Source organism: Bradyrhizobium sp. NBAIM01 (assembly GCF_020194115.1).
Taxonomy (GTDB): Bacteria; Pseudomonadota; Alphaproteobacteria; order Rhizobiales; family Xanthobacteraceae; genus Bradyrhizobium; species Bradyrhizobium yuanmingense.
This window is the reverse complement of the sequence record NZ_JADYVU010000001.1, coordinates 231951-257971: the sequence shown is the minus strand read 5'-3', so window position 1 is coordinate 257971 and position 26021 is coordinate 231951. Positions and strand designations below refer to the sequence as shown.

Annotated in this window: 24 protein-coding genes; 13 read left to right on the top strand and 11 right to left on the bottom strand. The window is 64.7% G+C overall.

All coding sequences use genetic code 11. The features are described 5' to 3' along the window. The first annotated feature begins 118 nt into the window (after nt 1-118). Nucleotides 119-1060 (top strand): DMT family transporter, encoded by a 942-nt coding sequence (locus tag I6F31_RS01105; RefSeq protein WP_057027221.1) that lies wholly within the window; start codon nt 119-121, stop codon nt 1058-1060. A gap of 56 nt (nt 1061-1116) precedes the next feature. Next, nucleotides 1117-2196, top strand: a complete 1080-nt coding sequence (locus I6F31_RS01100) for a zinc-binding dehydrogenase (protein WP_036025860.1) — start codon at nt 1117-1119, stop codon at nt 2194-2196. Between the two features lie 5 nt (nt 2197-2201). Here I6F31_RS01100 and ppk2 read toward each other — a convergent pair whose 3' ends face one another. Together ppk2 and I6F31_RS01090 are read right to left on the bottom strand one after the other, a co-directional pair. Further along, nucleotides 2202-3122, bottom strand: coding sequence for a polyphosphate kinase 2 (gene ppk2 / locus I6F31_RS01095; protein ID WP_036025906.1), 921 nt, complete (start codon nt 3120-3122; stop codon nt 2202-2204). Between the two features lie 91 nt (nt 3123-3213). Beyond that, nucleotides 3214-3675 carry an Lrp/AsnC family transcriptional regulator gene (locus I6F31_RS01090; RefSeq protein ID WP_027571162.1) on the bottom strand — a complete coding sequence of 154 codons (462 nt, stop codon included), beginning with the start codon at nt 3673-3675 and terminating at the stop codon, nt 3214-3216. Nucleotides 3676-3806: 131 nt separating this feature from the next. On the opposite strand from I6F31_RS01090, the gene I6F31_RS01085 reads away from it, so the two are divergent. Together I6F31_RS01085 and I6F31_RS01080 are read left to right on the top strand one after the other, a co-directional pair. Further along, nucleotides 3807-6170 (top strand): transketolase, encoded by a 2364-nt coding sequence (locus I6F31_RS01085; protein ID WP_036025856.1) that lies wholly within the window; start codon nt 3807-3809, stop codon nt 6168-6170. Between the two features lie 249 nt (nt 6171-6419). Further along, nucleotides 6420-7850 (top strand): aldehyde dehydrogenase family protein, encoded by a 1431-nt coding sequence (locus I6F31_RS01080; RefSeq protein ID WP_036025855.1) that lies wholly within the window; start codon nt 6420-6422, stop codon nt 7848-7850. Between the two features lie 320 nt (nt 7851-8170). Here the strand turns inward: I6F31_RS01080 and I6F31_RS01075 are convergent, their stop codons facing one another. Next, complete coding sequence (locus I6F31_RS01075; RefSeq protein ID WP_036025854.1) at nt 8171-9148, bottom strand: SMP-30/gluconolactonase/LRE family protein; 978 nt, start codon at nt 9146-9148, stop codon at nt 8171-8173. A gap of 90 nt (nt 9149-9238) precedes the next feature. Here I6F31_RS01075 and I6F31_RS01070 point away from each other — a divergent pair, with 90 nt between their 5' ends. Further along, nucleotides 9239-10063, top strand: coding sequence for an NAD(P)-dependent oxidoreductase (locus I6F31_RS01070; RefSeq protein ID WP_036025853.1), 825 nt, complete (start codon nt 9239-9241; stop codon nt 10061-10063). 7 nt (nt 10064-10070) lie between these two features. Here I6F31_RS01070 and I6F31_RS01065 read toward each other — a convergent pair whose 3' ends face one another. From I6F31_RS01065 to I6F31_RS01050, 4 genes are all read right to left on the bottom strand, one after another. Next, entirely contained in the window at nt 10071-10481 is a 411-nt protein-coding gene (locus I6F31_RS01065; protein WP_036025852.1) for a cupin domain-containing protein, read from the bottom strand. Nucleotides 10482-10525: 44 nt separating this feature from the next. After that, nucleotides 10526-10978, bottom strand: coding sequence for a carboxymuconolactone decarboxylase family protein (locus I6F31_RS01060; RefSeq protein WP_036025851.1), 453 nt, complete (start codon nt 10976-10978; stop codon nt 10526-10528). Nucleotides 10979-11140: 162 nt separating this feature from the next. Beyond that, complete coding sequence (locus I6F31_RS01055) at nt 11141-11674, bottom strand: DUF417 family protein (protein ID WP_225146120.1); 534 nt, start codon at nt 11672-11674, stop codon at nt 11141-11143. Nucleotides 11675-11704: 30 nt separating this feature from the next. Then, nucleotides 11705-12517 carry an SDR family oxidoreductase gene (locus I6F31_RS01050; protein WP_036004628.1) on the bottom strand — a complete coding sequence of 271 codons (813 nt, stop codon included), beginning with the start codon at nt 12515-12517 and terminating at the stop codon, nt 11705-11707. Here I6F31_RS01050 and I6F31_RS01045 point away from each other — a divergent pair. Continuing rightward, complete coding sequence (locus I6F31_RS01045) at nt 12425-13555, top strand: LysR family transcriptional regulator (RefSeq protein ID WP_345944069.1); 1131 nt, start codon at nt 12425-12427, stop codon at nt 13553-13555. The two genes, I6F31_RS01050 and I6F31_RS01045, sit on opposite strands and share 93 nt — an antisense overlap. 15 nt (nt 13556-13570) lie before the next feature. Here I6F31_RS01045 and I6F31_RS01040 read toward each other — a convergent pair whose 3' ends face one another. Next, nucleotides 13571-14542: a hypothetical protein gene (locus I6F31_RS01040; RefSeq protein ID WP_225184545.1), complete on the bottom strand. Its 972-nt coding sequence runs from the start codon at nt 14540-14542 to the stop codon at nt 13571-13573. Between the two features lie 365 nt (nt 14543-14907). Here I6F31_RS01040 and I6F31_RS01035 point away from each other — a divergent pair, with 365 nt between their 5' ends. Continuing rightward, nucleotides 14908-16620, top strand: coding sequence for an IlvD/Edd family dehydratase (locus I6F31_RS01035; RefSeq protein WP_057027028.1), 1713 nt, complete (start codon nt 14908-14910; stop codon nt 16618-16620). A 218-nt stretch (nt 16621-16838) separates the two neighbouring features. On the opposite strand, the gene I6F31_RS01030 is transcribed toward I6F31_RS01035, so the two are convergent. Further along, nucleotides 16839-17633 carry an enoyl-CoA hydratase/isomerase family protein gene (locus I6F31_RS01030; protein WP_225173691.1) on the bottom strand — a complete coding sequence of 265 codons (795 nt, stop codon included), beginning with the start codon at nt 17631-17633 and terminating at the stop codon, nt 16839-16841. A gap of 226 nt (nt 17634-17859) precedes the next feature. Here I6F31_RS01030 and I6F31_RS01025 point away from each other — a divergent pair, with 226 nt between their 5' ends. Beyond that, entirely contained in the window at nt 17860-19077 is a 1218-nt protein-coding gene (locus tag I6F31_RS01025) for an FAD-dependent oxidoreductase (RefSeq protein WP_225184544.1), read from the top strand. Nucleotides 19078-19238: 161 nt separating this feature from the next. On the opposite strand, the gene I6F31_RS01020 is transcribed toward I6F31_RS01025, so the two are convergent. Together I6F31_RS01020 and I6F31_RS01015 are read right to left on the bottom strand one after the other, a co-directional pair. Continuing rightward, nucleotides 19239-20147, bottom strand: coding sequence for a ribokinase (locus I6F31_RS01020; protein ID WP_225184543.1), 909 nt, complete (start codon nt 20145-20147; stop codon nt 19239-19241). A gap of 6 nt (nt 20148-20153) precedes the next feature. Next, complete coding sequence (locus I6F31_RS01015) at nt 20154-21047, bottom strand: sugar kinase (protein ID WP_057027031.1); 894 nt, start codon at nt 21045-21047, stop codon at nt 20154-20156. Between the two features lie 212 nt (nt 21048-21259). Here I6F31_RS01015 and I6F31_RS01010 point away from each other — a divergent pair, with 212 nt between their 5' ends. From I6F31_RS01010 to I6F31_RS00990, 5 genes are all read left to right on the top strand, one after another. After that, on the top strand, nt 21260-22108 hold the full coding sequence (locus I6F31_RS01010) for a VOC family protein (RefSeq protein WP_225184542.1): 849 nt from the start codon (nt 21260-21262) through the stop codon (nt 22106-22108). Between the two features lie 174 nt (nt 22109-22282). Further along, nucleotides 22283-22990 carry a TetR/AcrR family transcriptional regulator gene (locus I6F31_RS01005; protein ID WP_225185119.1) on the top strand — a complete coding sequence of 236 codons (708 nt, stop codon included), beginning with the start codon at nt 22283-22285 and terminating at the stop codon, nt 22988-22990. Nucleotides 22991-23312: 322 nt separating this feature from the next. Continuing rightward, on the top strand, nt 23313-24122 hold the full coding sequence (locus I6F31_RS01000) for an ABC transporter permease (RefSeq protein WP_036025834.1): 810 nt from the start codon (nt 23313-23315) through the stop codon (nt 24120-24122). A gap of 57 nt (nt 24123-24179) precedes the next feature. Beyond that, the gene (locus I6F31_RS00995) at nt 24180-25172 is read left to right on the top strand and encodes an ABC transporter substrate-binding protein (RefSeq protein WP_225184541.1); all 993 of its coding nucleotides are present in this window, start codon (nt 24180-24182) and stop codon (nt 25170-25172) included. A 14-nt stretch (nt 25173-25186) separates the two neighbouring features. Next, nucleotides 25187-26017 (top strand): ABC transporter ATP-binding protein, encoded by an 831-nt coding sequence (locus I6F31_RS00990; protein WP_162131154.1) that lies wholly within the window; start codon nt 25187-25189, stop codon nt 26015-26017. The last annotated feature ends 4 nt before the right edge of the window (nt 26018-26021 follow it).

The following is a 26021-nucleotide window of genomic DNA, read 5'->3' as shown; positions in this document are numbered from 1 at the left end:
GGAAGTTGTGAATGCGGAGCAGATGTCGTTTTTTACGGCTGTTCTCGATTCGCATTTTGCCCGGGTTCCAGCTGTGACACCGCCGCCCGCCGCAGCCGCAAGGCTCGACAGTATTCCCATGCCCGTTCCGGAGAAGAAGCAGCAGGCTCGCCGCGCGCCTGCGCGCGTCGATCATCCCTTCAAGGGCATTGCGCTGGTGTTGCTCTCGACGATCTTCCTCGGCTGCTCCGACGTCACCGCGAAATATCTGTCGACCAGCCTGCCTTCGATCGAGATCACCTGGATCCGCTTCGTCACGTTCGCGCTGCTATTCACGCCCGTGATGCTGCCGGGCTCGCCACTGCATGCGATGCGCACCGAGCGGCTCGGTCTGCAATTGATGCGCGGCGCCGCACTCCTCGGCTCGTCGCTGTTCTTCATCACCGGCCTTGCATTTCTGCCCATCGCCGAAGCCTCCGCCACCGGCTTCGTCTCGCCGCTATTCGTCACCGCACTGTCGATCATCTTCCTGAGCGAGAAGGTCGGCATGCGGCGCTGGATCGCGACCGCGATCGGCTTGACGGGCGTTCTGATCATCCTGAGGCCCGGCACGAGCGCGTTCCATGCCGCCGCATTCTTCCCGATCATCTCGGCGTTCTGCTGGGCCGCCGCGCTGATCCTGACGCGGATGATGAGCGGTCGCGAAGCGGTGCTCACCACCATGGCCTATTCCGCGCTGACCGGCGTTGCGATCCTCAGCGTCATGGTGCCGTTCGTCTGGGTCACGCCGAGCTGGACCGCGATCGGGCTGGGCATCGTGATCGGCGTCGCCTCGACCGTGGGCCAGTGGATCATCGTGCTGGCCTATCGCTACGGCGATGCCTCGGTGCTGGCGCCGTTCTCCTATACGCAGTTGCTCTGGGTCAGCATTCTGGGCTTCTTCATCTTCGGCGAGGTCCCGGATATCTGGACGGTCGTCGGCGCCGCCTTCATCGTCGCCAGCGGTCTTTATATCGCCCATCGCGAGCGGGTGCGCCGCGCCCAGCTGCTGGTGCTGGAAGAGCGGTCCCCGAACCCCTGACGCAAGTTTGCACGTCCTGCTTCGTGCTATCACTCGCTCCAAAGGGGAGGAGCCGGATGCGCGCCGCGATTTTCAGGAACGGTGAGATTGTCGTTGGCCGGATGGCCGAGCCGACGCCGGGCCCAGGTCAGGTTCTGGTCAAGACGCTCGCCTGCGGCATCTGCGGCTCCGATCTGCACGCGCGCCAGCACGCCCATCGCATGGTGGAGATGGCGCGGAAGACCGGGCGCAAGCCGATGGACCTCAGCCGCGACGTCGTGTTCGGCCACGAGTTCTGCTGCGAGATCGTCGATTACGGCCCCGGCACATCGCGCAAGCTGAAGCCGGGAACCCAGGTCTGCTCGCTTCCCGCGCTGGTGACGCCGCAGGGCATCGAAGGGATCGGCTATTCCAACGACAATGTCGGTGGCTATGCCGAGGCGATGCTGCTGAGCGAAGCGCTGCTGCTCGAAGTGCCCAACGGCCTCGCGCCGGAGCATGCCGCGCTGACCGAGCCGCTCGCCGTCGGCGTTCATGCCGTCGCCAAAGCCAATATCCGTGGCGGCGAGGTGCCGCTCGTGATCGGCTGCGGCCCGGTCGGACTCGCGGTGATCGCCGCGCTGAAGCTCAAACGGCTGCATCCGATCGTCGCGGCCGACTATTCGCCGGCGCGGCGTGCGCTCGCCGCAAAACTCGGTGCCGACATCGTCGTCGATCCCCGCACGTCGCAGCCTTACGCGACCTGGGCCGAGCACGCGCAGATGTCGGAGGCCGAGAAGGCGGCGCGGCCGCCGTTCCAGGCCATGCTGCCCGCGCTAAAGCCCGCGATCATCTTCGAATGCGTCGGCGTGCCCGGCCTGTTGCAACAGGTGTTCGAGGGTGCCCCGCGCGATGCGCGCATCGTCGTGGTCGGCGTCTGCATGGAGAGCGACAGAAGCGAGCCCATGCTCGGCATCATGAAGGAGCTCAACGTCCAATACGTGCTCGGCTACACCCCGGAGGAGTTTGCTGCGTCGCTGCGCCTGATCGCCGAAGGGCAGGTGGACGCGGCCGCGATGGTCACCGCCGAAGTCGGCCTCGACGGCGTCGCCAAGGCCTTTGCCGATCTCGCCAACCCCGAAGCCCACACCAAGATCATCGTGCAGCCGTGGCGGTAGGAGTGTCAGTATTTCGCCGGCACGTACATCTCTGGCGGGACCGGGCCTCGCTGATAGTCGGGATGTCGCACGCGCGGCGGCAGCGTTACCGGAGCCCGCACGACCTCCTGGTACGGGATCTGAGTCAATAGGTGTGCGATGCAGTTGAGCCGGGCGCGCTTCTTGTCCACGGCATCGACGATCCACCACGGGCTATCCGGCAGATGCGTGTGCTCCAGCATCGTCTCCTTGGCCTTGGTGTACGCCTCCCAGCGACTGCGGGACTCGACGTCCATCGGGCTCAGCTTCCACTGCTTCAGGGGATCCTTGATGCGCATGGTGAAGCGGAATTGCTGCTCGTCGTCGGTAATCGAAAACCAGTACTTGACCAGGATGATGCCGGATCGGATCAGCATGCGCTCGAATTCCGGCACGGTCTTGAAGAACTCCTGGTACTCCGCCTCCGAGCAGAAGCCCATCACGCGCTCGACGCCGGCGCGGTTGTACCAGCTTCGGTCGAATAGCACGATCTCGCCGCCGGCCGGCAGGTGCGCGACGTAGCGCTGGAAATACCATTGCGTACGCTCGCGCTCGTTCGGCGCGGGGAGCGCCGCGACGCGGCAGATACGCGGATTGAGCCGTTGCGTGATGCGCTTGATCACGCCGCCCTTGCCGGCGGCGTCGCGGCCCTCGAACAGCACCACGACCTTCTTCCTCTCGCTCTGCACCCAGTCCTGGAGCTTGATCAACTCGCCCTGGAGGCGAAGCAGTTCCCGGAAATAGAGCCTGCGATCGACCATCGGCCTCAGGGTTCCGGTCTCGTCGAGGAGCTCGTCGAGACGGGTATCATCCATCTCCATCTCGAGTTCCTCGTCGAGATCGTCGGCCATTTCCTGGATGATGCGCTCGCGCTTGGAGATCTCGGATTTGCGATCGGCTGCGGTCATGGGCTCTTCTCTCGGCTCGGATACCAGCACAACGACCATCGGCGGGGTTTGTTGCGCCCATGTGACAACATGCAATCCGGCGGACGCTTGGTTACACCGGCAGCGCGATCGAATATTTCACTTGGCTCAGCGCAAAGCTCGATTCGATCGAGGCAATGCCGTCGAGCCGGGTCAGCTTGGTCTTCAGGAACGTCTCGTAGGAGGCGAGGTCGGCGGCGACGACGCGGAGCAGATAATCGCGGTTCCCGGTCATCAGATAGCATTCCAGCACCTCGTCCCATTTCGAGATGGCGCGGGCAAAGCGGTTGAGATCCTCCTCCTTCTGCCGTGCCAGCTTGATCGAGATGAACACGCTGACATGCAGTCCCAGCGCCTTCTGGTCGACGGTCGCGACATAGCGCGAGATGACGCCGCGCTCCTCCAGGAGCTTGACCCGGCGATGGCAGGGAGAGACCGAGAGCCCGACCTTGTCGGCGAGCTCCTGCATGGTCAGGCGGCTGTCGTTCTGAAGGTGGCTGAGGATCTTGCGGTCGATGGCGTCGAGCTCGGGCATTGGGATGAAACCTGCATTTTGTCCGCTACGTTGGTAAAGTATCCCAATATCGGCGGGGATGGCGCGAAAAATTGAGAAGTTTGACGCACCGCGCAGGCGTATGATCGGTGCATATTTCCCGGAGCATCGCCATGCCCGTTGACCCCGCCCGTCTTGACATCCTGACCGCCCTCAGCCGCAAGGCGCTGTGGCTGTCGTCCTGGACCATCCACCACGCCAATCACATCCGCTCCAATGCGGATGGCCTCAAGGTCGGCGGCCACCAGGCCTCGTCCGCCTCGCTCGCCACCATCATGTCGGCGCTGTACTTCCACGTGCTGAGGCCGGAAGATCGCGTCGCGGTGAAGCCGCATGCGAGCCCGGTGTTCCACGCCATCCAGTATTTGTTTGGCCGGCAGAGCCGCGAGAAGCTGGAGAACTTTCGCGGCTTCAAGGGCGCGCAGTCCTATCCCTCGCGCACCAAGGACGTCGACGACGTCGACTTCTCCACCGGCTCGGTCGGCCTCGGCGTCGCGCAGACGCTGTTCTCTTCGCTGGTGCAGGATTACGTCAAGGCGCATGGCTGGATGAAGGATCGCCGCGAGGGGCGGATGATCGCGCTCGTCGGCGACGCCGAGATGGACGAAGGCAACATCTTCGAGGCGCTCGCGGAGGGCTGGAAGCACGGCCTGCGCAACACCTGGTGGGTGGTCGACTATAACAGGCAGTCGCTCGATGCCGTTGTGCGCGAAGGTCTTTGGGAAAAGTTCGAGACCATGTTCCGCAATTTCGGCTGGGACGTCGTCATCGTGAAATACGGCCGCCTGATGCGCGAGGCCTTCGCCGAGCCCGGCGGCGAGGCGCTGAAGACGTGGATCGACAATTGCCCGAATGCGCTCTACGCGGCGCTGTGCTTCCAGGGCGGCGCGGCCTTCCGAAAACACCTCCATGACGAGATCGGCGACCAGGGCCCGATTACAAAGCTGATCGACAAGCGCAGCGACGAGGAGCTGCTGGCGCTGATGTCGAACCTTGGCGGCCTCGACATGGCGAGCGTGCTGGAGGCGTTCGATTCCATCGACCACGACCGCCCCGTCTGCTTCATCGCCTACACGATCAAGGGCGTCGGCTTGCCTTTCCAGGGCCACAAGGACAATCACGCCGGCCTGATGACGGTCGCGCAGATGGAGAAATATCGCGACAGCCAGAACATCCGGCCGGGCCACGAATGGGACAAGTTCGAAGGGCTGCCGCAGGATGCGGCCGAGCTCGAGGCCTTCCTCGCGCGGGTGCCGTTCAATCAGGATGGCCGCCGGCTCACGGCGCCCGTCGTCGAGGTGCCGCAACAGCTCGCCTTCAAGCCGTCGCCGCAGATGTCGACCCAGCAGGGCTTTGGCCTCGTGCTGAACGAGATCGCGCGCAGCGACAGCGAGCTCGCCAGGCGCATCGTCACGACCTCGCCGGACGTCACCGTCTCCACCAATCTCGGCCCCTGGGTCAACCGCCGCGGCCTGTTCGCGCGGGCCGAGAAGGCGGACTTGTTCCGCAGCGAGAAAATTCCCTCGACCTACAATTGGGACGCTTCGCCAAAGGGCCAGCATCTGGAGCTCGGCATCGCCGAGATGAACCTGTTCATCATGCTCTCGGCGCTCGGCCTGTCGCACCAGATCAACGGCGAGCGGCTCTTGCCGGTCGGCACGCTCTACGATCCTTTCATCGAGCGCGGCCTCGATGCGCTGAACTACGCCTGCTACCAGGACGCGCGCTTCATGGTGGCGGCGACGCCGTCCGGCATCACGCTCGCGCCCGAAGGCGGCGCGCATCAGTCGATCGCAACGCCCTTGATCGGCATGGCGCAGGACGGCCTGGCCTCGTTCGAGCCGGCCTTCGTCGACGAGCTCGCCGTGATCATGGCTTTCGGCTTCGAGCACATGCAGCGCGAACCGGGCGAGGGCGGTTCGGTCTATTTGCGCCTCTCCACACGCGCCATCGAGCAGGCGCAGCGGATCATGACACCGGAGCTGCGACAGGGCATCACCGACGGCGCCTATTGGCTGCGCAAGCCGGGCCCGAATGCCGAGGTCGTGATCGCCTATACCGGCGCGGTCGCGCCCGAAGCGATCGAGGCGACCGGCTTCATCGGCGAGAGCCGCCGTGACGTCGGCCTGCTCGCGATCACTTCGGCCGACCGTCTGCATTCGGGGTGGACCGCCGCGCGGAAATTGCGGCGCGACCGCCGCGGCGTGCAGCATCTCAGCCACATCGAAAAGCTGCTCGCGCCGCTGCCGCGCGACTGCGGCATCGTGACCGTGATTGACGGCCATCCGTCTGCGCTCGGCTGGCTCGGCAGCGTCCGTGGCCATCGCGCCGAGGCGCTCGGTGTCGAGCAGTTCGGCCAGACCGGCAGCATCGCGGACCTTTATCGGCACTATGGCATCGACGCCAACGCCATCATCGATGCGGCCGAAAGCCTCACCACCGGCGCGCCGGTGCTGCATCGGAAGATGGCGGTGTAGCGGAGGTAACTGCCTCGTCATTCCGGGGCGACGCGAAGCATCGAACCCAGAATCTGGAGATTCCGGGTTCGCGCTAATGCGCGCCCCGGAATGACGCCGTCGTCCACCTTGCCTCGTTCCCGCCATCGGCTCATATAACCTCCGCTCGCCGCAACGCTGGCCCCGCATATGGCGGGTTCAATTGCCGGCGCTTTCGTGCAAGGATGCCTGCCGAAACGCCCCCTCCAAGCCCCCAAGAAGAGGTTAACGATGGTCAATCGCATGCAATTCTACATCGACGGCGCCTGGGTCGACCCCGCCGTCAAGAAGTCCACCGCCGTGATCAATCCGGCGACGGAAGAGGCGATGTACGAGGTTGCGCTCGGCTCCAAGGCCGACGTCGACAAGGCGGTTGCCGCCGCCAAGCGCGCTTTCGCGACCTTCTCCCAGACCAGCCGCGAGGAGCGCGTCGCGCTGCTCAGCAAGGTCATCGAGGTCTATAAGGGCCGCCTCAAGGAGATCGGCGCCGCCGTCTCCGACGAGATGGGCGCACCGCTGCCGATGGCGGAGAAGCTGCAGGCCGGCGCCGGCCTCGGCCATCTCATGACCACGCTCGACGTGCTCAAGAACTATCATTTCGAGGAGCCGGTCGGCACCGCCATGGTGCTGCGCGAGCCGATCGGCGTGGTCGGCATGATCACGCCCTGGAACTGGCCGCTGAACCAGATCGCCTGCAAAGTCGCGCCCGCGCTCGCCGCCGGCTGCACCATGATCCTGAAGCCCAGCGAGTTCACGCCGACCTCGGCGCTGATCTTCGCGGAAATCCTCCATGAAGCCGGCGTGCCCAAGGGCGTGTTCAACCTCGTCAACGGCCTCGGCCCCGAGGTCGGCGCCGCCATGAGCGAGCACCCCGACATCGACATGATCTCCTTCACCGGCTCGACCCGCGCCGGCATCGACGTCGCGAAGCGCGCCGCGCCCACGGTGAAGCGCGTCAGCCAGGAACTCGGCGGCAAGTCGCCGAACGTCATCCTCGAAGGCGCCGACCTCACGAAGGCGGTGACCGGCGGCGTGATGCACATGTTCAACAATTCCGGCCAGTCCTGCAACGCGCCCTCGCGCATGATCGTGCCGCTGTCGAAGATGAAGGAAGTCGCCGCGATCGCGAAGGCCGTCGCCGACAAGACCAAGGCGGGCGATCCCCGCGCCGAAGGCACCACCATCGGCCCGGTCGTCAATCGCGGCCAGTGGGACAAGATCCAGGGCCTGATCAAGAAGGGCATCGACGAGGGCGCAACGCTCGTCGCCGGCGGTCCTGGCCTGCCCGAAGGCGTCAACAAGGGCTTCTATGTCCGTCCGACCATCTTCGCCGACGTCACGCCTGACATGACGATCGCGCGCGAAGAGATCTTCGGGCCGGTGCTGACCATCATCGGCGCCAAGGACGAGGCCGACGCGGTCAAGATCGCCAACGATACGCCGTATGGCCTCGCCGGCTACGTCACGGGTGCGACGGTCGAGGACGCCAAGCGCGTCGGCCGCCAGATCCGCGCCGGCAACGTCAACCTGCAGGGCGTGCCCAACGACCGCACCGCGCCGTTCGGCGGCTACAAGCAGTCCGGTAACGGCCGCGAGTGGGGCAAGTTCGGCCTCGAGGACTTCCTCGAAGTGAAGGCGGTCGCCGGCTTCAACGCGGCGTAAGTTCTTCCGTCTGAACAAACGAAGCGCCGGAGCGGGCAACCCCTCCGGCGTTTTTTAGCGCTGTCCTGTCATTCCGGGGCGTCGCGAAGCGACGAGCCCGGAATCCATTCCTCCACAAACTCCGTCGCACAATGGATTCCGGGTTCGCGCCGAACAGGCGCGCCCCGGAATGCGCCAGAGAGTTTCGCATTCCGAGGAAAGATCTCGTAGGGTGGGCAAAGGCGCGCTCTTTGCGCGACGTGCCCACCATCGCGCGACGAACGAGAGATGGTGAGCACGCTTCGCTTTGCCCACCCTACGAGACCGTGCTCGCGGCGCGTCTATCCCCCCACAGCACCTTGCGTGTTCACGTAAAGCGCGTAGATCGACTGGCTCGCGGCCATGAACAGGCGGTTGCGCTTGACGCCGCCGAAGCAGACGTTGGCGCAGCGCTCGGGCAGGGCGATGCGGCCGATCAGGACGCCGTCGGGCGCAAACACCACGACGCCGTCGAGCTCGGGATCGCCCATGCCCCAGCCGCACCAGAGATTGCCGTCGATGTCGCAGCGCATGCCGTCGGGCGTGCCCGGCCCGGCATCGATATGGATACGCTTGTTCGAGATCGTGGTGCCCTCGGGCGAGACGTCATAGGCGAGGATCTTTCGGTTCGGAACGCCCCGCGATTCCACGACATAGAGGATCTTCTCGTCCGGCGAGAAGCACAGCCCGTTCGGCCCGAGCACACCCTCGGCGACGATCGTCGCCTTGCCGGTCGCGGGATCGAGTCGATAGACGTTCGGATCGATCTCGGGCTCGGCCTTGTAGCCCTCGTAATTGCCGAGCAGGCCGAAGGTCGGGTCGGTGAACCAGATCGAGCCGTCCGATTTAACGACGACATCGTTCGGCGAGTTCAACCGCTTGCCGTTGAATTGATCGATCAGCACGGTGATGCTGCCGTCATACTCGGTGCGCACCACGCGCCGGCCGCCGTGCTCGCAGGTGATCAGCCGGCCCTGCCGGTCTCGCGTGTTGCCGTTGGCAAAATTCGAGGGCTTGCGGAACACGCTGACCGCACCGGTCTCTTCCTCCCACTTGAGGATGCGCTGGTTCGGGATGTCGCTGCACAGCAGATAACGTCCGTCGCCGAACCACACCGGCCCCTCGGCCCAGCGCAGGCCGGTCGCCAGCCGCTCCACCGCCGACAGTTTCAGCCAGTATTTTTCGAAGCGGGGATCGAGCGCTTTGATCGCGGGATCGGGATAATAGGTCGCCGGCCGCCAACCAGGCCGTTCCTCCGTGTGGGACGATGCCTCATTCATGCCGGTTCTCTCGTTTCGTTCCCTCTGGACAATCCTGCTATCATTAGAGACACGTGATCGCAAATTCGGTCACCAACGGCGAGGGACGACATGCCGCGTATTTTGATGACGGGAGCTTCGGGCGGAATCGGCACGAGCCTGCGGAAGCTGTTGCCGCCGATCTACCCGGATCTCCTACTGTCCGATATCAAGCCACCGGCTGATCTCGGCCCCGATGAAAAATTTAAGGCCGCGGACCTTGCCGATCTCGCGCAATGCGAGGCGATCTGTGAGGGCGTCGACGGCATCCTGCATTTCGGCGGCTATTCGGTCGAAGGCACCTGGGATCAGATCCTCCAGGCCAACATCATCGGCGGCTACAATCTGTTCGAGGCCGCCTACCGCAAGGGCGTCAAGCGCGTGGTGTTCGCCTCGTCGAACCACGCCGTCGGCTTCTATCCGCGCCATCACAAGATCGGCACCGACGTCACCCCGCGCCCCGACGGCCGCTATGGCGTCAGCAAGGTGTTCGGCGAGGCCGTCGGCGCGCTCTACGCCGACAAGCACGGGATGAAGGTGACTTGCCTTCGCATCGGCAATTTCGGCGACATGCCGCTCGACAAGCGCCGGCTCTCGATCTGGCTCAAGCCGGACGATCTCGTGCAGCTCTGCCGCATCGGGCTCGAGCATCCCGACATCCATTTCGAGATCTTCTACGGCGCCTCCTTCAACGAGCGCGCCTGGTGGGACAACCACCGCGCCTACGAATTCGGCTATCGCCCCACCGGCCGCGCCGAAGAGTTCCGCGACCACGCCATGGCCGAGCAGGCCAAGCTGAAGCCGGATCCGGTCGGCGATTATTTCCAGGGCGGCACGTTCTGCAGCATGGAGTTCGACGCTGATCCGGATCGTGTGATCGACTGGAATAAGCGGTAGAGATCGTTCACCGGCCGAGCGTCAACAGCGGCTTGCCGGTCTCGACAATGTAGGTCGCAAGCTCCGCGGCGTTGCCGCTGCCGACATTCTTCACGGCGTGATGCACTCCGTGAGGAATGAGCAGCACGTCCCCGGCTTTCAGGATGACGGGCGGCCTGCCGTCGAGCCGATATTCCAGCTCGCCTTCGATCAGATAGACGAGCTCTTCGCCCGGGTGACTGTGCCTGACGGCAACGACGCCCGGAGGAAAGTCGACGCGAACCTGGATGACCTCGCGCCCGGGCGCACTCAGCGCTTCCTTCATGAGATGTGTGCGCTTGATGTCGCCCAGTCGTGGCTCTTCGGATCGTGCCGAGAGTGAAGCCAGGCTGATTGCGGCGATCAGCGCCGCCGCAACCACGGTTCCACGTTTCGTCATGTGAATGTCCTTTCGGATTGTGCAGGATGTTGTCGGTGAGCGCATCAGCCGGCGGCAGCCGCCGGCATTGCGCGAAAGCTGATGGCCATGCGGTTGTAGGCGTTCATCAGGCTGATCGCGATCGTGAGGTCCACGAGCTCACGTTCTTCGAACACAGCGCGTGCGGCCTGGTATGCCTCGTCGGGCACGCCGGTCTCGGCAACCCGTGTCACCGTCTCCGCCCAGGCAAGGGCGGCTCGTTCGCGTTCGTCGAACAGATTGCCGGCCTCGCGCCATGCCTGCAGCAGCGCGATCTTCTCGACCTTTTCTCCCTTGTTGAGCAGGTCGCGGGTGTGCATGTCCAGGCAGTAGGCGCAATTGTTGATCTGAGAGATCCGCAGATAAACCAGCTCGATCAGCGTGGCGGAAAGCCGGCTCTGCAGGACGTAGCCGTAGACGCCGCCGAGCGCCTTGATCCCTGCCGGGGCGATCTGGTTATAGTCGAGACGCTTACTCATGTTTCTCTCCTTGACGATGATTCTGCTGGACGGCGGTGGTCAGATCCTTCTCGCTGCTGTCACGACGAACATTGTGAGCAGCGTGAGCCCCGCCGAGGTTGAATCGTATTTTCAGGGCGGGACTCTTTTTCGATTTCGGTTATTGCGCTGTGGTGTGAGCTCTCACCTGCGGATGACAGCCTTCAGCGAGTCCGTGAACACCCAGAAGGAAGCGGCGAGCAGGCCGACGTCCTTCAGCAGGAACTGACCCGGAGCGACCGTGATCGCGGGGACCCCGAGCTCCGGCACGACGACGCCGGGCGTCGAGATCATGAAGCTCAGCGTGGTGACGAACAGCCCGGCCGACAACAGGCCGCCGGCCGCGGAGTAGATCGGGCTGGACAGGCGGAGCGCGATCAGGAGCCCGATGCTGAGTTCGACGAAGCCGAGAAAGGTCGAGAAGCCGCGCACCGAGAACAGCGTGTAGAACCATCGCAGCAGCGGACTGTTCTCGACCAGGGGCACCAGTCCCTGTGCTTCGTAGTCGGTGAATTTCATCCCGCCGAACCAGGCGTAGATGATTGCGAGCGAGGCGTAGAGACCGATCCGGCTGATCGGTTCGGCGTAAGCGAGCAGGCGTTCAGAACGTTCGCGCCAACTGATCGTGCGGCGCAGGGCGATGGATAAGGTGGACGATTGGCTGATGATGCGTGACATGGTGATCTCCGTTTGATGCCGGTTGTTCGCTCACGCATTCACGTGCGTGTGCAGGTTGTAGCGAGGGGCGGGAATAGTGCTCGAGAGCTTGTTCGTCATGGCAAGCCGCGCGCTCTCGTGGCGATCCCACTCCGACTTGTCGGCCAGCGCCGGGATCGTCACGACTTCGCCGAGGTCGAGACCGGCGAGGGCGGCGTCGACCAGGTCGTCGGCCGACATGACGATCTCTGCCGGAAGCTGGTGAACCGGCGTGCCCGCGATGTCCCAAAACTCCGTCGCAGTGGCGCCCGGCAGCACGGCCTGAATGCGGATGCCCTTCCCGGCGAGCTCGTGAACGAGTGACTGGGTGAATGCGAGCACGAAAGCTTTCGAGCCGCCGTAGACGCCGTTGAGCAGCTCCGGCGCGATCGCGACGATGGAAGCGATGTTGATGATCGTGCCGTGGCCGCGGGCGATGAATCCGGGCACCGCTGCGTAGGTCAGGCGCGTCAGTGCACCGACGTTGAGACGGATCATGTCTTCCATCTTGTCGATGTCGGAATCGATCAGCGGGGCCGAGGCGCCGACGCCGGCGTTGTTGACCAGCACCGAAATGTCGCCGTTGGTTCTGATGAGTTGCTCGACGCGGCGGAGGTCGGCAGGGGATGTGAGATCGGCTTCCACCGTTTCCACCTTGCGGCCAGTTTCGTTGCCGAGCCTGCGCGCGAGCGATGCGAGCCGCTGCCTGTTGCGCGCAACGAGGATGAGGTCGTGGCCGCGCTTCGCCAGGCGATCGGCGTAGATCGCGCCGATTCCGGTCGAAGCTCCGGTGATGAGGGCAGTGCCTGTTCTGGTCTGGGTCATTTTCGTCTCTCCTTCGGATTGGGTGCGGAGAGGAATAGGCACTTCCGGAAATGGTGGGTATCTGGCAAAATCGGGATCTTTCCTTCCAGAATATGGAAGTGTCCCATGGATCGTCTCGAAAGCATGTCGGTGGTCCTGGCGGTGGCGGAGGCGGGCAGCCTGTCTGCCGCCGCGCGCCGTCAAAAAATGCCGTTGGCAACGGTGAGCCGGAAGGTTTCGGAGCTCGAGGAGCACCTCCAGACCAAGCTGTTTCATCGCTCGAGCCGCGCGCTCGTCCCAACGGACGCCGGTCGCTCCTACATCGCCGCGGCCAAGCGAATTCTCGCCGACCTCACCGAAGCCGAGCGCGTTGCCTCCGGCGAATACACCACGCCGCGTGGCGATCTCAGCATCACGACGCTGGTCGCGCTCGGTCGGCTATGCTTGCAGCCGATCCTTGCCGAGTTTCTTGCGGCATTTCCGGAGGTGGATGTTCAGCTCATCTTGCAGGACCGGACGCTTAACCTTCTGGACGAGAACATTGACGTCGCGCTTCGCGTCGGCGATCTCGCCGACAGCGGCCTGATCGCCGTGCGCGTGGGGGAAATTCACCGCGTCGCCTGCGCCAGCCCGTCCTATCTGAAGCTGCGGGGAACGCCGAAGGCTCCCGATGATGTCTCCGCCCACGACTGCATCAGCTATCCTCCGCTTCAATCGCCGGGCACGTGGAGATTCAAACGAGGGCAGACCGAGTATGCAGTGCCGGTGCGGTCGCGCTTCATTGCAAGCAATCTGGAATCGGCCATCGATGCCGCGCGCGCAGGCATCGGGATCACCGTCGTGTTCTCCTATCTGGCGTCGGATGCGCTGAGGTCTGGAGAGCTCGTTGCGGTCCTGCAGGACTTTCAACCGCCGCCGCAGCCGGTCAGCTTCGTCTACTCGCCCAACCGCTTCATGCCGGCGAAGCTGCGAGCGTTTCTCGACTTCGCAGGGCCGCGCCTGAGGGCGCGCTTGGCCGACAGTCCCGGCAACGTTGCGCCGCGGAGGCCGCGGGCGTAACTGCGGGCCCGCACATCAGAAATGCAGGTTGAGCCGCAACAGCGCCTGGTGCCGCTCGAACTGATCGAGGTTGAGGCTGCGAACGTCGCCGATCGCCTGGCCGGCAACCTGCATCTGCCAGGTGCCGGAGATGCCGACCTCCTTCGAGACGTTGTAGGAGAAGGTTGGGCCAGCAAAGACTGCGTCTCCCAAAAAGCGGTCGAGGCCGCCGCCGTCATAGGCCCGCGCGTAGCGTACGCCGAGGCCGAGCACGAGGTCGGGATGCACTGCGTACGAGATCGCGGCCTGGAGCTGCATCTCGGAATCGTGTCGCCAAAGATTGGTTAGGGTCTCGCGGGTTCCGCCGGTCCCGTACCAGACGTTGAAGGCGGCGAACAGCCTGTCCTTGACCAGCTCGCGATCGAACAGGGCGGCAAATTCTGCGCCATATTGCGCGATGTGCATGCCGCTGCCGTCGTCGATCCGGCTCCAGCCGGGCTGCGCATGGAGAGTCAGCCCAAAGGGCGCGACGGCACGATCGAGCAGCTTGTAGCGCAGTTCGAGCGCCACCCCGCCGAAAGCGAGGTCGCGATGATCGGCAAGTCCCGGAACGCCATTGATGTGATGTCCGGTCAGTGCAAATCCTGGCGCGATCCGGAAGTTGTCCGAGACCGTGTATTTGACCTGATTGAGATTGGCCCAGGCTGCGTAAGTGCCGGAGCGCTTGCCGAATGCGCCGACATTCTCGAACTCGATCTCCATTTCGCCGGGCTTGCCGATGTCGGAGCCCATGCTGAAACCGAAGATGTGCTCGGTGTCGATTTCCGAATGAGCCGACGGCAAACCTCCCGTCAGCTTGCTGACGCCGGGGGCCGGTTCTGAGCCGGGCCAGGCATAGGCGAGGCCGCGTGGACCGTCGTCGGCAGAGGCGGAGACGCAACTCGCCAGATGACCGGCGACGACAATTGCGGCCGTTATTGCGCCCCGCAAGCTCAACTTTCTCAGCACGACATCCACCAACCCGCGCGAACCAAGGACACTGATCGACGCAAGGAGCTTGGTTCACGCGAAGCCCCTGCGATTGCAAGTCATTCGCAAGAACAATTCCACAGAATGGCCGGCCGTGCAACTACTTGCTAATCATTCTTAGTTGCGTTCAATGGAATTCACTTCGGCTGGGCGGCGGGTCGGGTCCGATCCACGCTGGAGAGGCTGGAAACGGGAGATTCCCTGCGCGTTCGGCGCCGTCCCGTGCGGCAATGCCGCGCGGTGCTCAGGAGTGCCAGAAACCAAGCGTCAGGCCTGCAAGTCGAGTTATTGACAATCAGGGCGCTGGCCTTACCACCACGACAAAAGCTGAAGGGAGCGCCCTGATGACGAGTGGCTTGCGCAAGGGTCTGACGAGCTATGGCGATGCCGGTTTCTCGCTGTTCCTGCGCAAGGCGTTCATCAAGGCCATGGGCTATTCTGACGACGCGCTGGAGCGCCCGATCGTCGGCATCACCAACACCTATAGCGACTACAATCCCTGCCACGGCAACGTCCCTGACATCATCGAAGCCGCCAAGCGCGGCGTGATGCTGTCGGGCGCGATGCCCTTCGTGTTCCCGACCATCTCGATCGCGGAGAGCTTTGCGCATCCGACCTCGATGTACCTGCGCAATCTGATGGCGATGGACACCGAGGAGATGATCCGCGCCCAGCCGATGGATGCGGTGATCGTGATCGGCGGCTGCGACAAGACGCTGCCGGCGCAGGTGATGGCCGCGATCAGCGCCGATCTGCCGACCGTGGTCATCCCCGTCGGGCCGATGGTGGTCGGTCATCACAAGGGCGAGGTGCTGGGGGCCTGCACCGATTGCCGCCGCCTCTGGGCGAAATATCGCGCCGGCGACATGGACGATGCCGAGATCGAGGCGGTGAACGGCCGGCTGGCGCCATCGGTCGGCACCTGCATGGTGATGGGCACGGCCTCGACCATGGCCTGCATGATCGAGGCGATGGGCCTGTCGCTGCCGATGAGCGCGACGATTCCCGCGCCGCATGCCGAGCGTTTCCGTCTCGCCGAGGCCAGCGGCAAGGTTGCCGCGGAGATGGCCAAGGCCAAGGGCCCGAAGCCGAGCGACGTGTTGACGCCGGCCTCGTTCAAGAACGCGCAAGTCGTGCTGCAGGCGATCGGCGGCTCGACCAACGGCTTGATCCATCTGACCGCGATGGCGCATCGCTCGCCGCACCGGCTCGATCTCGCAGCGTTCGACCAGATCGGTCGCGAGGTGCCGGTGCTGGTCGATCTCAAGCCGTCCGGCGAGCATTATATGGAGCACTTCCACCACGCTGGTGGCGTGCCGAAGCTGCTGGCGCAGCTCGGCGATCTCGTCGACCTCGATGCCAAGACCATCAGCGGCCAGACGTTGCGGGAGATCGCGGCGAATGCGGAGGACGTGCCAGGCCAGGATGCGATTCGTCCGCGTGATAATCCGATCAAGAAGGAGGGCGGCCTCGCCATCCTGCACGGCAATCTCGCCCCGCGCGGCGCGGTCATCAAGCAATCCGCCGCCAGCCCGAAGCTGCTGCAGCACACCGGGCGCGCCGTCGTGTTCGAATCCGTCGAGGACATGACCTTGCGGGTCGACGATCCCGATCTCGACGTCAACGCCGACGACGTGCTGGTGCTGCGCAACGCCGGCCCGAAGGGCGCGCCGGGCATGCCGGAAGCCGGTTATCTGCCGATCCCGAAGAAGCTCGCGCGCGGCGGCATCAAGGACATGGTGCGCATCTCGGATGCGCGCATGAGCGGCACCGCGTTCGGCACCATCGTGCTGCACATCACCCCGGAATCCGCCGTCGGCGGGCCGCTGGCGCTGGTTGAGAACGGCGACATGATCCGCCTTGATGTGGCCAAGCGCAGCATCGAGCTCTTGGTTGACGCCGCCGAGCTGGAGCGGCGCCGCGCTGCGTTGAAGCCGGTGGCCGCGCCGGAAGAGGCGCGGCGCGGCTACGCCTGGCTGTTCAACGAGACCATCCTGCAGGCCGACGAGGGCTGCGATTTCGACTTCATGCAGAGAACGGGCCCCGCGAAGGGCTGAGCCACCGACCGCAGTGGTATCGCATTTGGGAGCTTTCCCTGCGGCCATCCTTCGAGCCGCCCGCTTTAGGCGGGCTCCTCAGGATGAGGTCGGAGTGCGCGGCTGCAGTTTCAACGGGCACTGACGCTGATGAGCCTCATCCTGAGGAGGCGCGTAAGCGCCGTCTCGAAGGACGAGGCGTACGCACCGGCGCCGCCCTGCCACCGATCGTGTGGCCGCTACTTGCTCTTGCTCGTGAACTTCTTCACGGCGGTGCGGAACGCTTCCGTGTTCATCGCCATGATGATCTTGTGCTCCTCGGCATCGAGCTGCTGCTTCACCGGCGTGGTCGCCGCCTGATAGACCAGCTGCTTGGTGCCGGCGATCGAAGCCGGCGGGTTCTGCGCGAGACGCTCGGCAAGTTTTCGCGTCGCGGTCTTCAGCTCGGCGGCAGGAGCGACCTTCGCAACCAGGCCCCATTCATAGGCCTGCTGCGCGGTAAAATTATCCTCGGCGAGAAAGATCTGCAGCGCCCGGCGGGAGCCGACCGTGCCGACGATGCCGACCGTCGAGCCGCCGTCCGGCGACACCCCGATCTTGGCATAGGCCGGCGTGAACTTGGCATCGTCAGCGGCGATGCAGAGATCGGTGACGAAGGCGAGGCCCATGCCGGCGCCGGCGGCCGAGCCGTGCACGCTCGACAGCGAGATCTTCGGCATGCGCCTGATGATCTCGATGAAGGCGTGATAGTGCTTCAATAGCTCGCCGACGACGGGTGTCACCGTGCCGGCTTCGGCTGCGGCCCCGATCGTCTGCAGATCGCCGCCGGCGCAGAACGCGCGGCCTTCGCCTTCGAGCACCACGACGCGGATGTCGTCGGCGCCTTCGATATAGGTTGCGAGCTGCTCGAGCTTCTGGGCAATCGCAAGATCGATCGCGTTGAATGCGGCAGGGCGGTTCAGCGTGATGGTCGCGATCGGGCCGTCGACCTTGAGCAGGGCGGGATCGTCGGGCTTTGAGACGGGAGCGGTCATCTGGATTCTCCGGCAGGAGGTCGAGGCTCGAACTAAATCGCAGAAGGGCAGGGGTGACAATCCCCGAACCACCGCTCTTGCGCCGGGCGGAACGATAGGCTCAAATGGAGCCGCTTTCGCCAAGGGACGGACACGAGCGCCGGCTCCTCGCAAGGCCAGCAAGCAAAATCAGCGAGAGAGGAGGCGGCATGGGTCACGCTCGTGTCTTCCGGAAATGGGCTGTCCGATGACTGGCCCGGTGATCATCGTCGGTGCCGGCCATGGCGGCTACCAGATCGCGGCATCGCTGCGCCAGGCCGGCTTTGCCGAGCGCATCTGCCTGATCAATGACGAGCCGCATCTGCCCTATCAGCGGCCGCCGCTGTCCAAGGCCTACATCAAGGGCTCCGCGGGCCCGGAGAGCCTGATGTTCAGGCCTGAGAAGTTTTACCAGGACCAGAGCATCGAGCTGATCGCCGGCCGCGCCGCCTCGATCGACCGCGCCGCGCGTAAGGTGCATCTCGCATCCGGCGAGACGCTGGACTATTGGCACCTCGTGCTGGCGACCGGCGCGCGCAATCGCCTGCTCGATCTGCCCAATGCCAATCTGCCCGACGTGAAATATCTGCGCATTCTCGATGACAGCGAGGCGCTGCGCGCGATCATGCCGTCGAAGACGCGCGCCGTGATCATCGGCGCCGGCTTCATCGGCCTCGAATTCGCCGCGACCGCCCGCATCAAGGGCCTCGAGGTCGACGTGCTCGAGCTCGCCCCGCGTGTGATGGCGCGGGCGGTGACGGCGGAGGTCTCCGAATATTTTCAGGCGCGCCACCGCGAGGCCGGCATCCGTATCCATCTCGGTGTGCAGGCGACCTCGATCGAAGCCGAGGCCGGCAAGGTCACCGGCGTGTCCTTGAGCGACGGGCGGCATCTGCCGGCCGACCTCGTCGTGGTCGGCGTCGGCGTGCTGCCGAACATCGAACTCGCGGCCGAGGCAGGGCTGCCGGTCGCCGCCGGCATCATCGTCGATGAATATCTGTCGACGGCTGATCCCAGCATTTCGGCCATTGGCGATTGCGCGCTGTTCGCAAGCCCGCGCTTCGGCGGATCGCTGCGGCTGGAATCGGTGCAGAACGCCACCGATCAGGCCCGCTGCCTCGCAGCAAAGCTGACCGGGGATAAGAAACCGTACGACAGCCATCCCTGGTTCTGGAGCGATCAGGGCGACGACAAGCTCCAGATCGCGGGGCTGACGACCGGCTACGACCGCGTCGTGCTGCGCGGCGATCCCGCCAAGAAGGCATTCTCGGCGTTCTGCTATCACGGCGACAAGCTGCTCGGAATCGAATCCATCAACCGCGCCGGCGATCACATGTTCGGCCGGAGATTGCAGGCTATGGACCGCTCCATCACGCCGGAGCAGGCCGTGGACGAGAGCTTCGACCTCAAGAGCGCGCTGGCATGAAGTTCTTCTCCCTCTCCCCGTTCTTACGGGGAGAGGGCTGGGGTGAGGGGCTTTCTCCGCGCATAGGATAGCAGTCGGACTCGCGGAGAGTCCCCCTCACCCGGAATTTGCTCTCGCAAATTCCGACCTCTCCCCGCAAGCGGGGAGAGGCGAAGAGGCCTCTACAGTATCGCCGCCACTTCCGCCCCCGTCGGCATCGACGGTCCGGCGCCCATGCGCTGCACGCTGATCGAGGCGGCGGCATTGGCGAACGTCAGCGCCTCACGCAAGGGCGCGCCATCAGCGAGTTGCGCGGCGAGCGCGCCGACGAAGCAGTCGCCGGCGCCGGTGGTGTCGAGTGCCTTCACCACACGGCCGGCAACCGAGATTTCCTCGCGCTCGGCCAGCGCGAGCACGCCGCGCTTGCCGAGCGTGACGCAGATGGTTTGGTCCTGCCGCGCCTGAAGTTTTCGCGCGACGTCGATGATCTTCGCGGCCTCATCGTCGTCCGACAGCTCGCTGCCTGCGAGAAAGCCGAGCTCGGTCTCGTTCAGCACGAGGATGTCGACCAGCGCCAGCAGCTCGCCCGGCATCTTCTGCGCCGGCGCCGGGTTCAGCACGGTCACTGCCCCCGCCGCGCGGGCGCGGTGGAAGAAGGCAGCGATCGTCGGCAGCGGAATCTCGAACTGGCTGACGGCGACGTCGCCCTTCAGCAGCGGCACGACCTTGACGTCATCAGCGCCGACCAGCCCGTTCGCTCCGGGAACGACGACGATGGTGTTGTCGGCCTCGGCCACCGTGATGATGGCCGTCCCGGTGTGCGCCTCGGCCGTCTCCACGACGTAGCCGAGGTCGATGCCCTGGTCGCCGAGAAAGGCCTTCAGCTCAGCGCCCAACGAATCCCTGCCCAGCCGCCCGATCAGCGTGGTCCGCGCCCCTAACCGCGAGGCCGCGACCGCCTGGTTCGCGCCCTTGCCGCCTGGGAAATACAGGACCTGGCGGCCGGCGACGGTCTCGCCGACGCGCGGATGGCGATCGGCCGTGGCCACCACATCCATGTTGATGCTGCCGGCAACGAAGACCCGCCCCATCTCTTTCTAGACCCTGACCTCGAACTCGTGCCTGACCTTGGCGATATCGACCAGCGTCGGCAAGCCGGCCTCGTTGCCGAGGCGCTGGATCTTGTAGGTCGAGGCGGCGCGGGCAAAGTCGAAATGCTCGCGCCAGCTTTTGCCGGGATGGGCGAGGTAGGAATAGACATAGGCGCCGTGGAAGACGTCGCCGGCGCCGTTGGTGTCGATCACGCGCTCGCGCGGGATCGGCATCGCCGGCATCACCTGCACCGTCCCGGTTTCGTCGTACCAGAACAGGCCCTTCTCGCCCATGGTGACGCCGCCGATCTTGCAGCCGCGGCTCTTGAGATAGTCGAGCATCTTCTCCGGCGTCAGATCCATCTGCTCGCACAGGCGCTCGGCGACGATGGCAACGTCGATGAATTCCAGCAGCTCATGGGTGTTGGTGCGCAGGCCGCCGCCGTCGAGCGAGGTCAGGATGCCGGCCTCGCGGCACACCTTGGCGTAGTGGATGGCGGCATCCGGCTGGTGGCCGTCGACATGCAGCGCGCGGCAGCCGCCGAGATTGAGCATCGGAAAGGGGTGGATGTGCTCGTCGTCGCGGCAGCGGACGATGGCGCGCTTGCCGTCCTTGGGCATGATGAAGGAGAGCGAGGACTGGTTGACCTTGCGCCCATGCAGCGAGATGCCGTACTTCGCGCACATGTCCTGGAACATGCGCCCCAGCCAGTCATTGGCTGCGGTCGCGATCAGGTCCGGCACGATGCCGAGCTTGGCGCAGCAGAACGCCGCCGTCACCGCATTGCCGCCGAAGGAGACCGCGTAGTCACGCGCCACGTGCTTCTCGTCGCCGGTCGGCATGTGGTCGGTGATGAAGACGACGTCGATATAGGTCTGTCCGATGAAGAGAGCCTGCATTGCTTGTCCGTGATGCGCTTGTGGTCCCGGCCGGCGAGATTACTCTAGCACCGGTTCCGCTCCGGAGGGACGCTGAAATTATTCGCAAAACTGCCGCCCGAAGCGCTTGAGGTCAGCATGGTCCGGGAATACGACCATCACTGGCCTATGCCAAGCCCGGACAAACGCCGTCTTTCGCTCCCGGGGTTCCCCGTCCACAAAAAGGGTGCAGAATGATCACCGGCCTCGATCACATCGTCGTTCTCGTAGGCGATATCGGCGCGGCCAAGGCGGCCTATCAGACGCTGCTCGCCCGCGCGCCGGCCTGGCAGAACTCGGGCGAGGGCGCCGACCGGGTGCTGTTCACCCTCGACAACGTGACCGTCGAGCTGATGGCCCCTCACGGCTTCAGCGTCACCGCCGACCGCATGCGCGCACTGCTCGGCGACCAGGAAGGCATCCTCGCCAGCCTGTGCTTTCGTGTCGCCGACATCGGCAAGATGCACCGGCGGCTGGAGCGGGTGGCCCTGAGGCCTGATACGGTCGCCGAGGTCGAGAGCAGCGACGCCGCCACCAACGCCGTGCTGCACTGGAAGCGCACGCGGGCCGCGACGGAGCTGACGCGCGGCGTGCGCATGTTCTTCCTGGAGCTGGCCGACGAGCGTCCGAAGTCGGCCGCGACCGACATCGCGCCGATCGAGGGGCTCGACCACGTCGTCGTCACCACGGAGGATTCCGAGCGCGCCGCCGCGCTCTACGGCGCCCGGCTCGGCCTTGATCTCGCGCTCGACCGCTCGCACCAGGACTGGGGCCAGTTGATGTTCTTCCGCTGCGGCGACCTCATCGTCGAGGTGGTGCGCCGCCCGGTCGCGGGCGGCGATGCATCGCATGACCGGCTCTGGGGCCTGAGCTGGCGGGTCGGCGACATCGACGCCACCCGCGCCCGCCTGATCGCGAGCGGACTCGACGTCAGCGAGGTGCGCACCGGCCGCAAGCCGGGGACGCGCATCATGACCGTGCGCAACGGCACCTGCGGAATCCAGACCGTGCTGCTGGAGCGTTCGCCGAAGCCGGTGGAGTGATTCTGTCATTCCGGGGCGATGCGTAGCATCGAACCCGGAATCCATTTCGCGGCTGACTCTGCCGCCCAATGGATTCCGGGCTCGCGCCAAGAGGCGCGCCCCGGAATGACGAACATTCTCAAACTCACGCTCGCGTGCTACACGCGTCTTGTCGGCACCCAGCGAGCACCCGGTTTGGCGAAGGCAAAGCGAACTCTGAAATGGCAGCGTGACCCCGAGGGGATGCGGCTGCGCATTCTCGAAGCCGCCAAGCAGGAGTTTTCCGCCCATGGCCTTGCCGGCGCGCGCGTCGACCGCATCGCCGCCAAGGCCGGCGCCAACAAGCGCATGCTGTACTATCACGTCGGCAACAAGGACGAGCTCTATCTCGCGGTGCTCGAAGGCGCCTATGACAAGATCCGCAGCGAGGAGCGGGGGCTCGACCTCGAACATCTCGATCCGCCCGAGGCGATCCGCCGCCTGATCGAGTTCACCTGGAACTACTTCCTGCGCAATCCCGAATTCCTCTCGCTGCTGCAGACCGAGAACCTCGCGCGCGCCAAGCACCTGAAGAAATCGACCAAGGTCAAGTCCATGCATTCGCCCTTCGTCGAGATGATCCGCACCGTGGTGCGCCGCGGCGTCGACAGCGGCGACTTCCAGGTCGCGGTCGACCCCGTGCAGCTCTACATCTCGATCGCAGCGCTCAGCTTCTTCTATCTCTCCAATTCGGCAACGCTCAGCGTGATCTTCGGCCGCGATCTCCTGGACAAGAAGGCCAAGGAGGAGCGGTTGACGCATATGGTGGGCCTGGTGCTGGCCGCGCTGACGGGGCAATCCGCGGCGCTGTTCGAGATCGCGAAGACGCCGAAGTCGCGCGCCGCGGTCGTGCAGGCGGTGTAGCCCGTAGCCATGATGGGGCGCCTTGCTCCGTCATTGCGAGCGCAGCGAAGCAATCCAGACTGTCTCCGCGGAAAGATTCTGGATTGCTTCGCTGCGCTCGCAATGACCACGTGGAGGCGCGTGCACCTCACTCCGCCCCCGTGCCCCGACGCAGCGCAGCAACGCTTACATTGCAGCGCGTCCGGGACACGGAAGGCGATAGTCCCGTCCCCAAAAGCTCCCGGAACCCCGAGCACAAAACGTCACAGGGAAAGCTCTGGACAGTATTTATCCAACGGGTTAATTTCTCCCCCATAATGAAGAAGACTGCCGGGAGTGAAAATTGGCCGAGCCGAAGCCGCAAAACGCTGTTTCCAAGCTGCTGAATGCAGCCTGGGTTCGGCCGTTCTTGTTCCTGGTCTTCATCGTCGTCGCCTGGGATCTCGCGATCCGGCTGTTCAGAATCCCGGCCTACCAGATACCGGCGCCGCTCGACGTCGTCGCCGTGCTGCGCACCGAATGGCCGGAGCTGCTGCGCCAGTCCTGGCCGACCACCTATGCGACCGTCTGCGGCTTCCTGCTGTCGGCGCTGTTCGGCATTCCCGTCGCGATGTTGATCGCGGGCTCGAAGACGGTGGAGAGCTACGTCTATCCACTGCTGGTGTTCTCGCAATCGGTGCCGAAGATCGCGATCGCCCCGCTGTTCGTGGTCTGGTTCGGCTTCGGCATCATTCCCAAGGTGATCTCGGCGTTCCTGCTCGGCTTCTTCCCGGTCGTGGTCTCCGCGGTGCAAGGCTTCAAATCGGTCGATCCCGATATGGTCGATCTCGCCCGTGCCATGCAGGGCAGCCGCCTGCAGGTGTTCCGCGCGGTGAACCTGCCGCATGCGCTGCCGGCGATCTTCTCCGGCCTCAAAGTGTCGGTGACGCTAGCCGTGGTCGGCGCGGTGGTCGGCGAGTTCGTCGGCTCCAATTCCGGCATCGGCTACGTGATGCAGCGCTCGATCGGAACTTTCGACCTGCCGACGATGTTCGCGGCGCTGGTGATCCTGGCGCTGCTCGGCGTGGTCCTGTTCTGGATCGTCGACCGGATCGAGAAGCTGGTCATTCCCTGGCATGTCAGCCAGCGCGAGGACGTGATCTTTGCATCCTGACTAAAGCAACGAGCGGCCACCAACGGCCGACGCAACCAACGGCAAGGGAGAGAAACGATGAAGCGGTTGATTGGAGCTGCATCCGTAGCACTGATGGCGTTCGCAGCCATGCCGGCGCAGGCAGCCGACAAGGTCGTGCTGATGCTGAACTGGTACGTCTATGGCGAGCACGCGCCGTTCTATTACGGCAAGGCCAAGGGCATCTACGCCGCCGAAGGCATCGAGCTCGAGATCCAGGAAGGCCGCGGCTCGGCTGCGACCACGCAGGCGGTTGCCGCCAAGACCGCGGACTTCGGCTATGTCGACGTCCCCACCATGATGCGCGCCGCGATCAAGGGCGCGCCCGTGGTCGCAACCGGCGTGCTGCTGCAAACGAGCCCGATGTCCGCCATGGGCTTCGCCGACAAGAACATCAGGAAGCCTGAAGACATCAAGGGCAAGACGGTGGCGATCACGCCGGCCGATTCCATGACGCAGATCTGGCCGCTGTTCCTGAAGAAGACCGGCCTGAAGGAAAGCGACTTCAAGACCGTCGCCGGCGACGGCCAGACCAAGCTCAACGCCGTCATCAACGGCCAGGCGGATCTGTTGCTCGGCTACGTCATGGACCAGTCGATGAAGATCAAGGACGCCACCGGCAAGGATGTCTATCCGATCAAGTTCGCCGACTACGGCATCAACATGGTCTCCTCGGGCGTCATCGCCAACACCGACTACGTGAAGGCCAATGCGGACCTCGTCCGCCGCTTCATGTCGGCGACGACCAAGGCGGTCGAAGCTGCCGAGAAGGAGCCGAAGGTGGCGGCGCAATCGATCCTCGATGCCAACCCCAAGGGCGGCAAGATCGACACGCTGACGCAGGGTTTTGAGCTGACCATCCCGCTCTACCGGACCGCGGAGACCAAGGGCAAGCGTCCGTTCCAGGTCACCGAGCAGAACATGACCGAGACCGTCAACCTGCTGGTGGAATATGGCGGCCTAGACGCCAAGGCCAAGGAGAACCCGAAGGCCTTCTACACCAACGACTATCTGCCGAAGAGCGGCTCGTGAAACCTGCGACGGTCATGAGTGAAAACGCGCAGTCGGCCGCTCATCTGAGACTGGTGAGCGACCGGGCTGCCGGCGATGCGTCGGGCATCAAGCTGTCGGGCGTGTCGAAGACCTACCGGACGCGCGACGGCGATGTGCCGTCGCTGCGGCCGCTCGACTTCCACATCAATGACGGCGAGTTCTTCGTCGTGGTCGGCCCAAGCGGCTGCGGCAAGTCCACGCTGCTCAAATTGATCTCGGGCCTGCTGGCGCCGACCACGGGCGAGATCCTGGTCGAGGGCCAGAAGGTGACGACGCCGCACGGCAATGTCGGCATCGTGTTCCAGAACGCGCTGCTGCTGCCCTGGCGCAACATCCTGGGCAACGTGATGCTGCCGATCGACATGAAGCGGCTGCCGCGGCAGGAATATCTCGACCGCGCCAAGTCGCTGCTGAAGCTGGTCGGCCTCGAAGGCTTCGAGAAGAAGTTGCCCTGGCAGCTCTCCGGCGGCATGCAGCAGCGCGCCTCGATCTGCCGCGCGCTGGTGCACGATCCGAAGATCATGCTGATGGACGAGCCGTTCGGCGCGCTCGACGCGCTGACACGCGAGCGCATGAATGTCGAATTGATGCGGATCCAGCGCGAGACGAAGAAGACCGTGCTCCTGATCACGCATTCGATTCCGGAGGCCGTGTTCCTCGCCGACCGCGTGCTGGTCATGACCGAGCGCCCCGGCGCGATCGCCGCGATCTACGACGTGCCGCTGCCGCGCCCGCGCTCGCTCGACGCGATGGCCGACCCGGTGTTTACGGAGCTGGTGCAGCGCATCCGCAAGCATTTCTTCTCGCAAGGGGCGTTGGACTGAAACC

Coding starts and splice junctions, on each gene's coding strand:
- I6F31_RS01085 (WP_036025856.1), top strand. CDS start 3,807: ATGCCCGTTGACCCCGCCCGTCTTGACATCCTGACCGCCCTCAGCCGC.
- I6F31_RS01015 (WP_057027031.1), bottom strand. CDS start 21,047: ATGCAGGCTCTCTTCATCGGACAGACCTATATCGACGTCGTCTTCATC.
- I6F31_RS00995 (WP_225184541.1), top strand. CDS start 24,180: ATGAAGCGGTTGATTGGAGCTGCATCCGTAGCACTGATGGCGTTCGCA.
- I6F31_RS01075 (WP_036025854.1), bottom strand. CDS start 9,148: ATGAATGAGGCATCGTCCCACACGGAGGAACGGCCTGGTTGGCGGCCG.
- I6F31_RS01065 (WP_036025852.1), bottom strand. CDS start 10,481: ATGACGAAACGTGGAACCGTGGTTGCGGCGGCGCTGATCGCCGCAATC.
- I6F31_RS01090 (WP_027571162.1), bottom strand. CDS start 3,675: ATGCCCGAGCTCGACGCCATCGACCGCAAGATCCTCAGCCACCTTCAG.
- I6F31_RS01100 (WP_036025860.1), top strand. CDS start 1,117: ATGCGCGCCGCGATTTTCAGGAACGGTGAGATTGTCGTTGGCCGGATG.
- I6F31_RS01010 (WP_225184542.1), top strand. CDS start 21,260: ATGATCACCGGCCTCGATCACATCGTCGTTCTCGTAGGCGATATCGGC.
- I6F31_RS01055 (WP_225146120.1), bottom strand. CDS start 11,674: ATGTCACGCATCATCAGCCAATCGTCCACCTTATCCATCGCCCTGCGC.
- I6F31_RS01080 (WP_036025855.1), top strand. CDS start 6,420: ATGGTCAATCGCATGCAATTCTACATCGACGGCGCCTGGGTCGACCCC.
- I6F31_RS01025 (WP_225184544.1), top strand. CDS start 17,860: ATGACTGGCCCGGTGATCATCGTCGGTGCCGGCCATGGCGGCTACCAG.
- I6F31_RS00990 (WP_162131154.1), top strand. CDS start 25,187: ATGAGTGAAAACGCGCAGTCGGCCGCTCATCTGAGACTGGTGAGCGAC.
- I6F31_RS01060 (WP_036025851.1), bottom strand. CDS start 10,978: ATGAGTAAGCGTCTCGACTATAACCAGATCGCCCCGGCAGGGATCAAG.
- ppk2 (WP_036025906.1), bottom strand. CDS start 3,122: ATGACCGCAGCCGATCGCAAATCCGAGATCTCCAAGCGCGAGCGCATC.
- I6F31_RS01020 (WP_225184543.1), bottom strand. CDS start 20,147: ATGGGGCGGGTCTTCGTTGCCGGCAGCATCAACATGGATGTGGTGGCC.
- I6F31_RS01105 (WP_057027221.1), top strand. CDS start 119: ATGCCCGTTCCGGAGAAGAAGCAGCAGGCTCGCCGCGCGCCTGCGCGC.
- I6F31_RS01050 (WP_036004628.1), bottom strand. CDS start 12,517: ATGACCCAGACCAGAACAGGCACTGCCCTCATCACCGGAGCTTCGACC.
- I6F31_RS01030 (WP_225173691.1), bottom strand. CDS start 17,633: ATGACCGCTCCCGTCTCAAAGCCCGACGATCCCGCCCTGCTCAAGGTC.
- I6F31_RS01035 (WP_057027028.1), top strand. CDS start 14,908: ATGACGAGTGGCTTGCGCAAGGGTCTGACGAGCTATGGCGATGCCGGT.
- I6F31_RS01070 (WP_036025853.1), top strand. CDS start 9,239: ATGCCGCGTATTTTGATGACGGGAGCTTCGGGCGGAATCGGCACGAGC.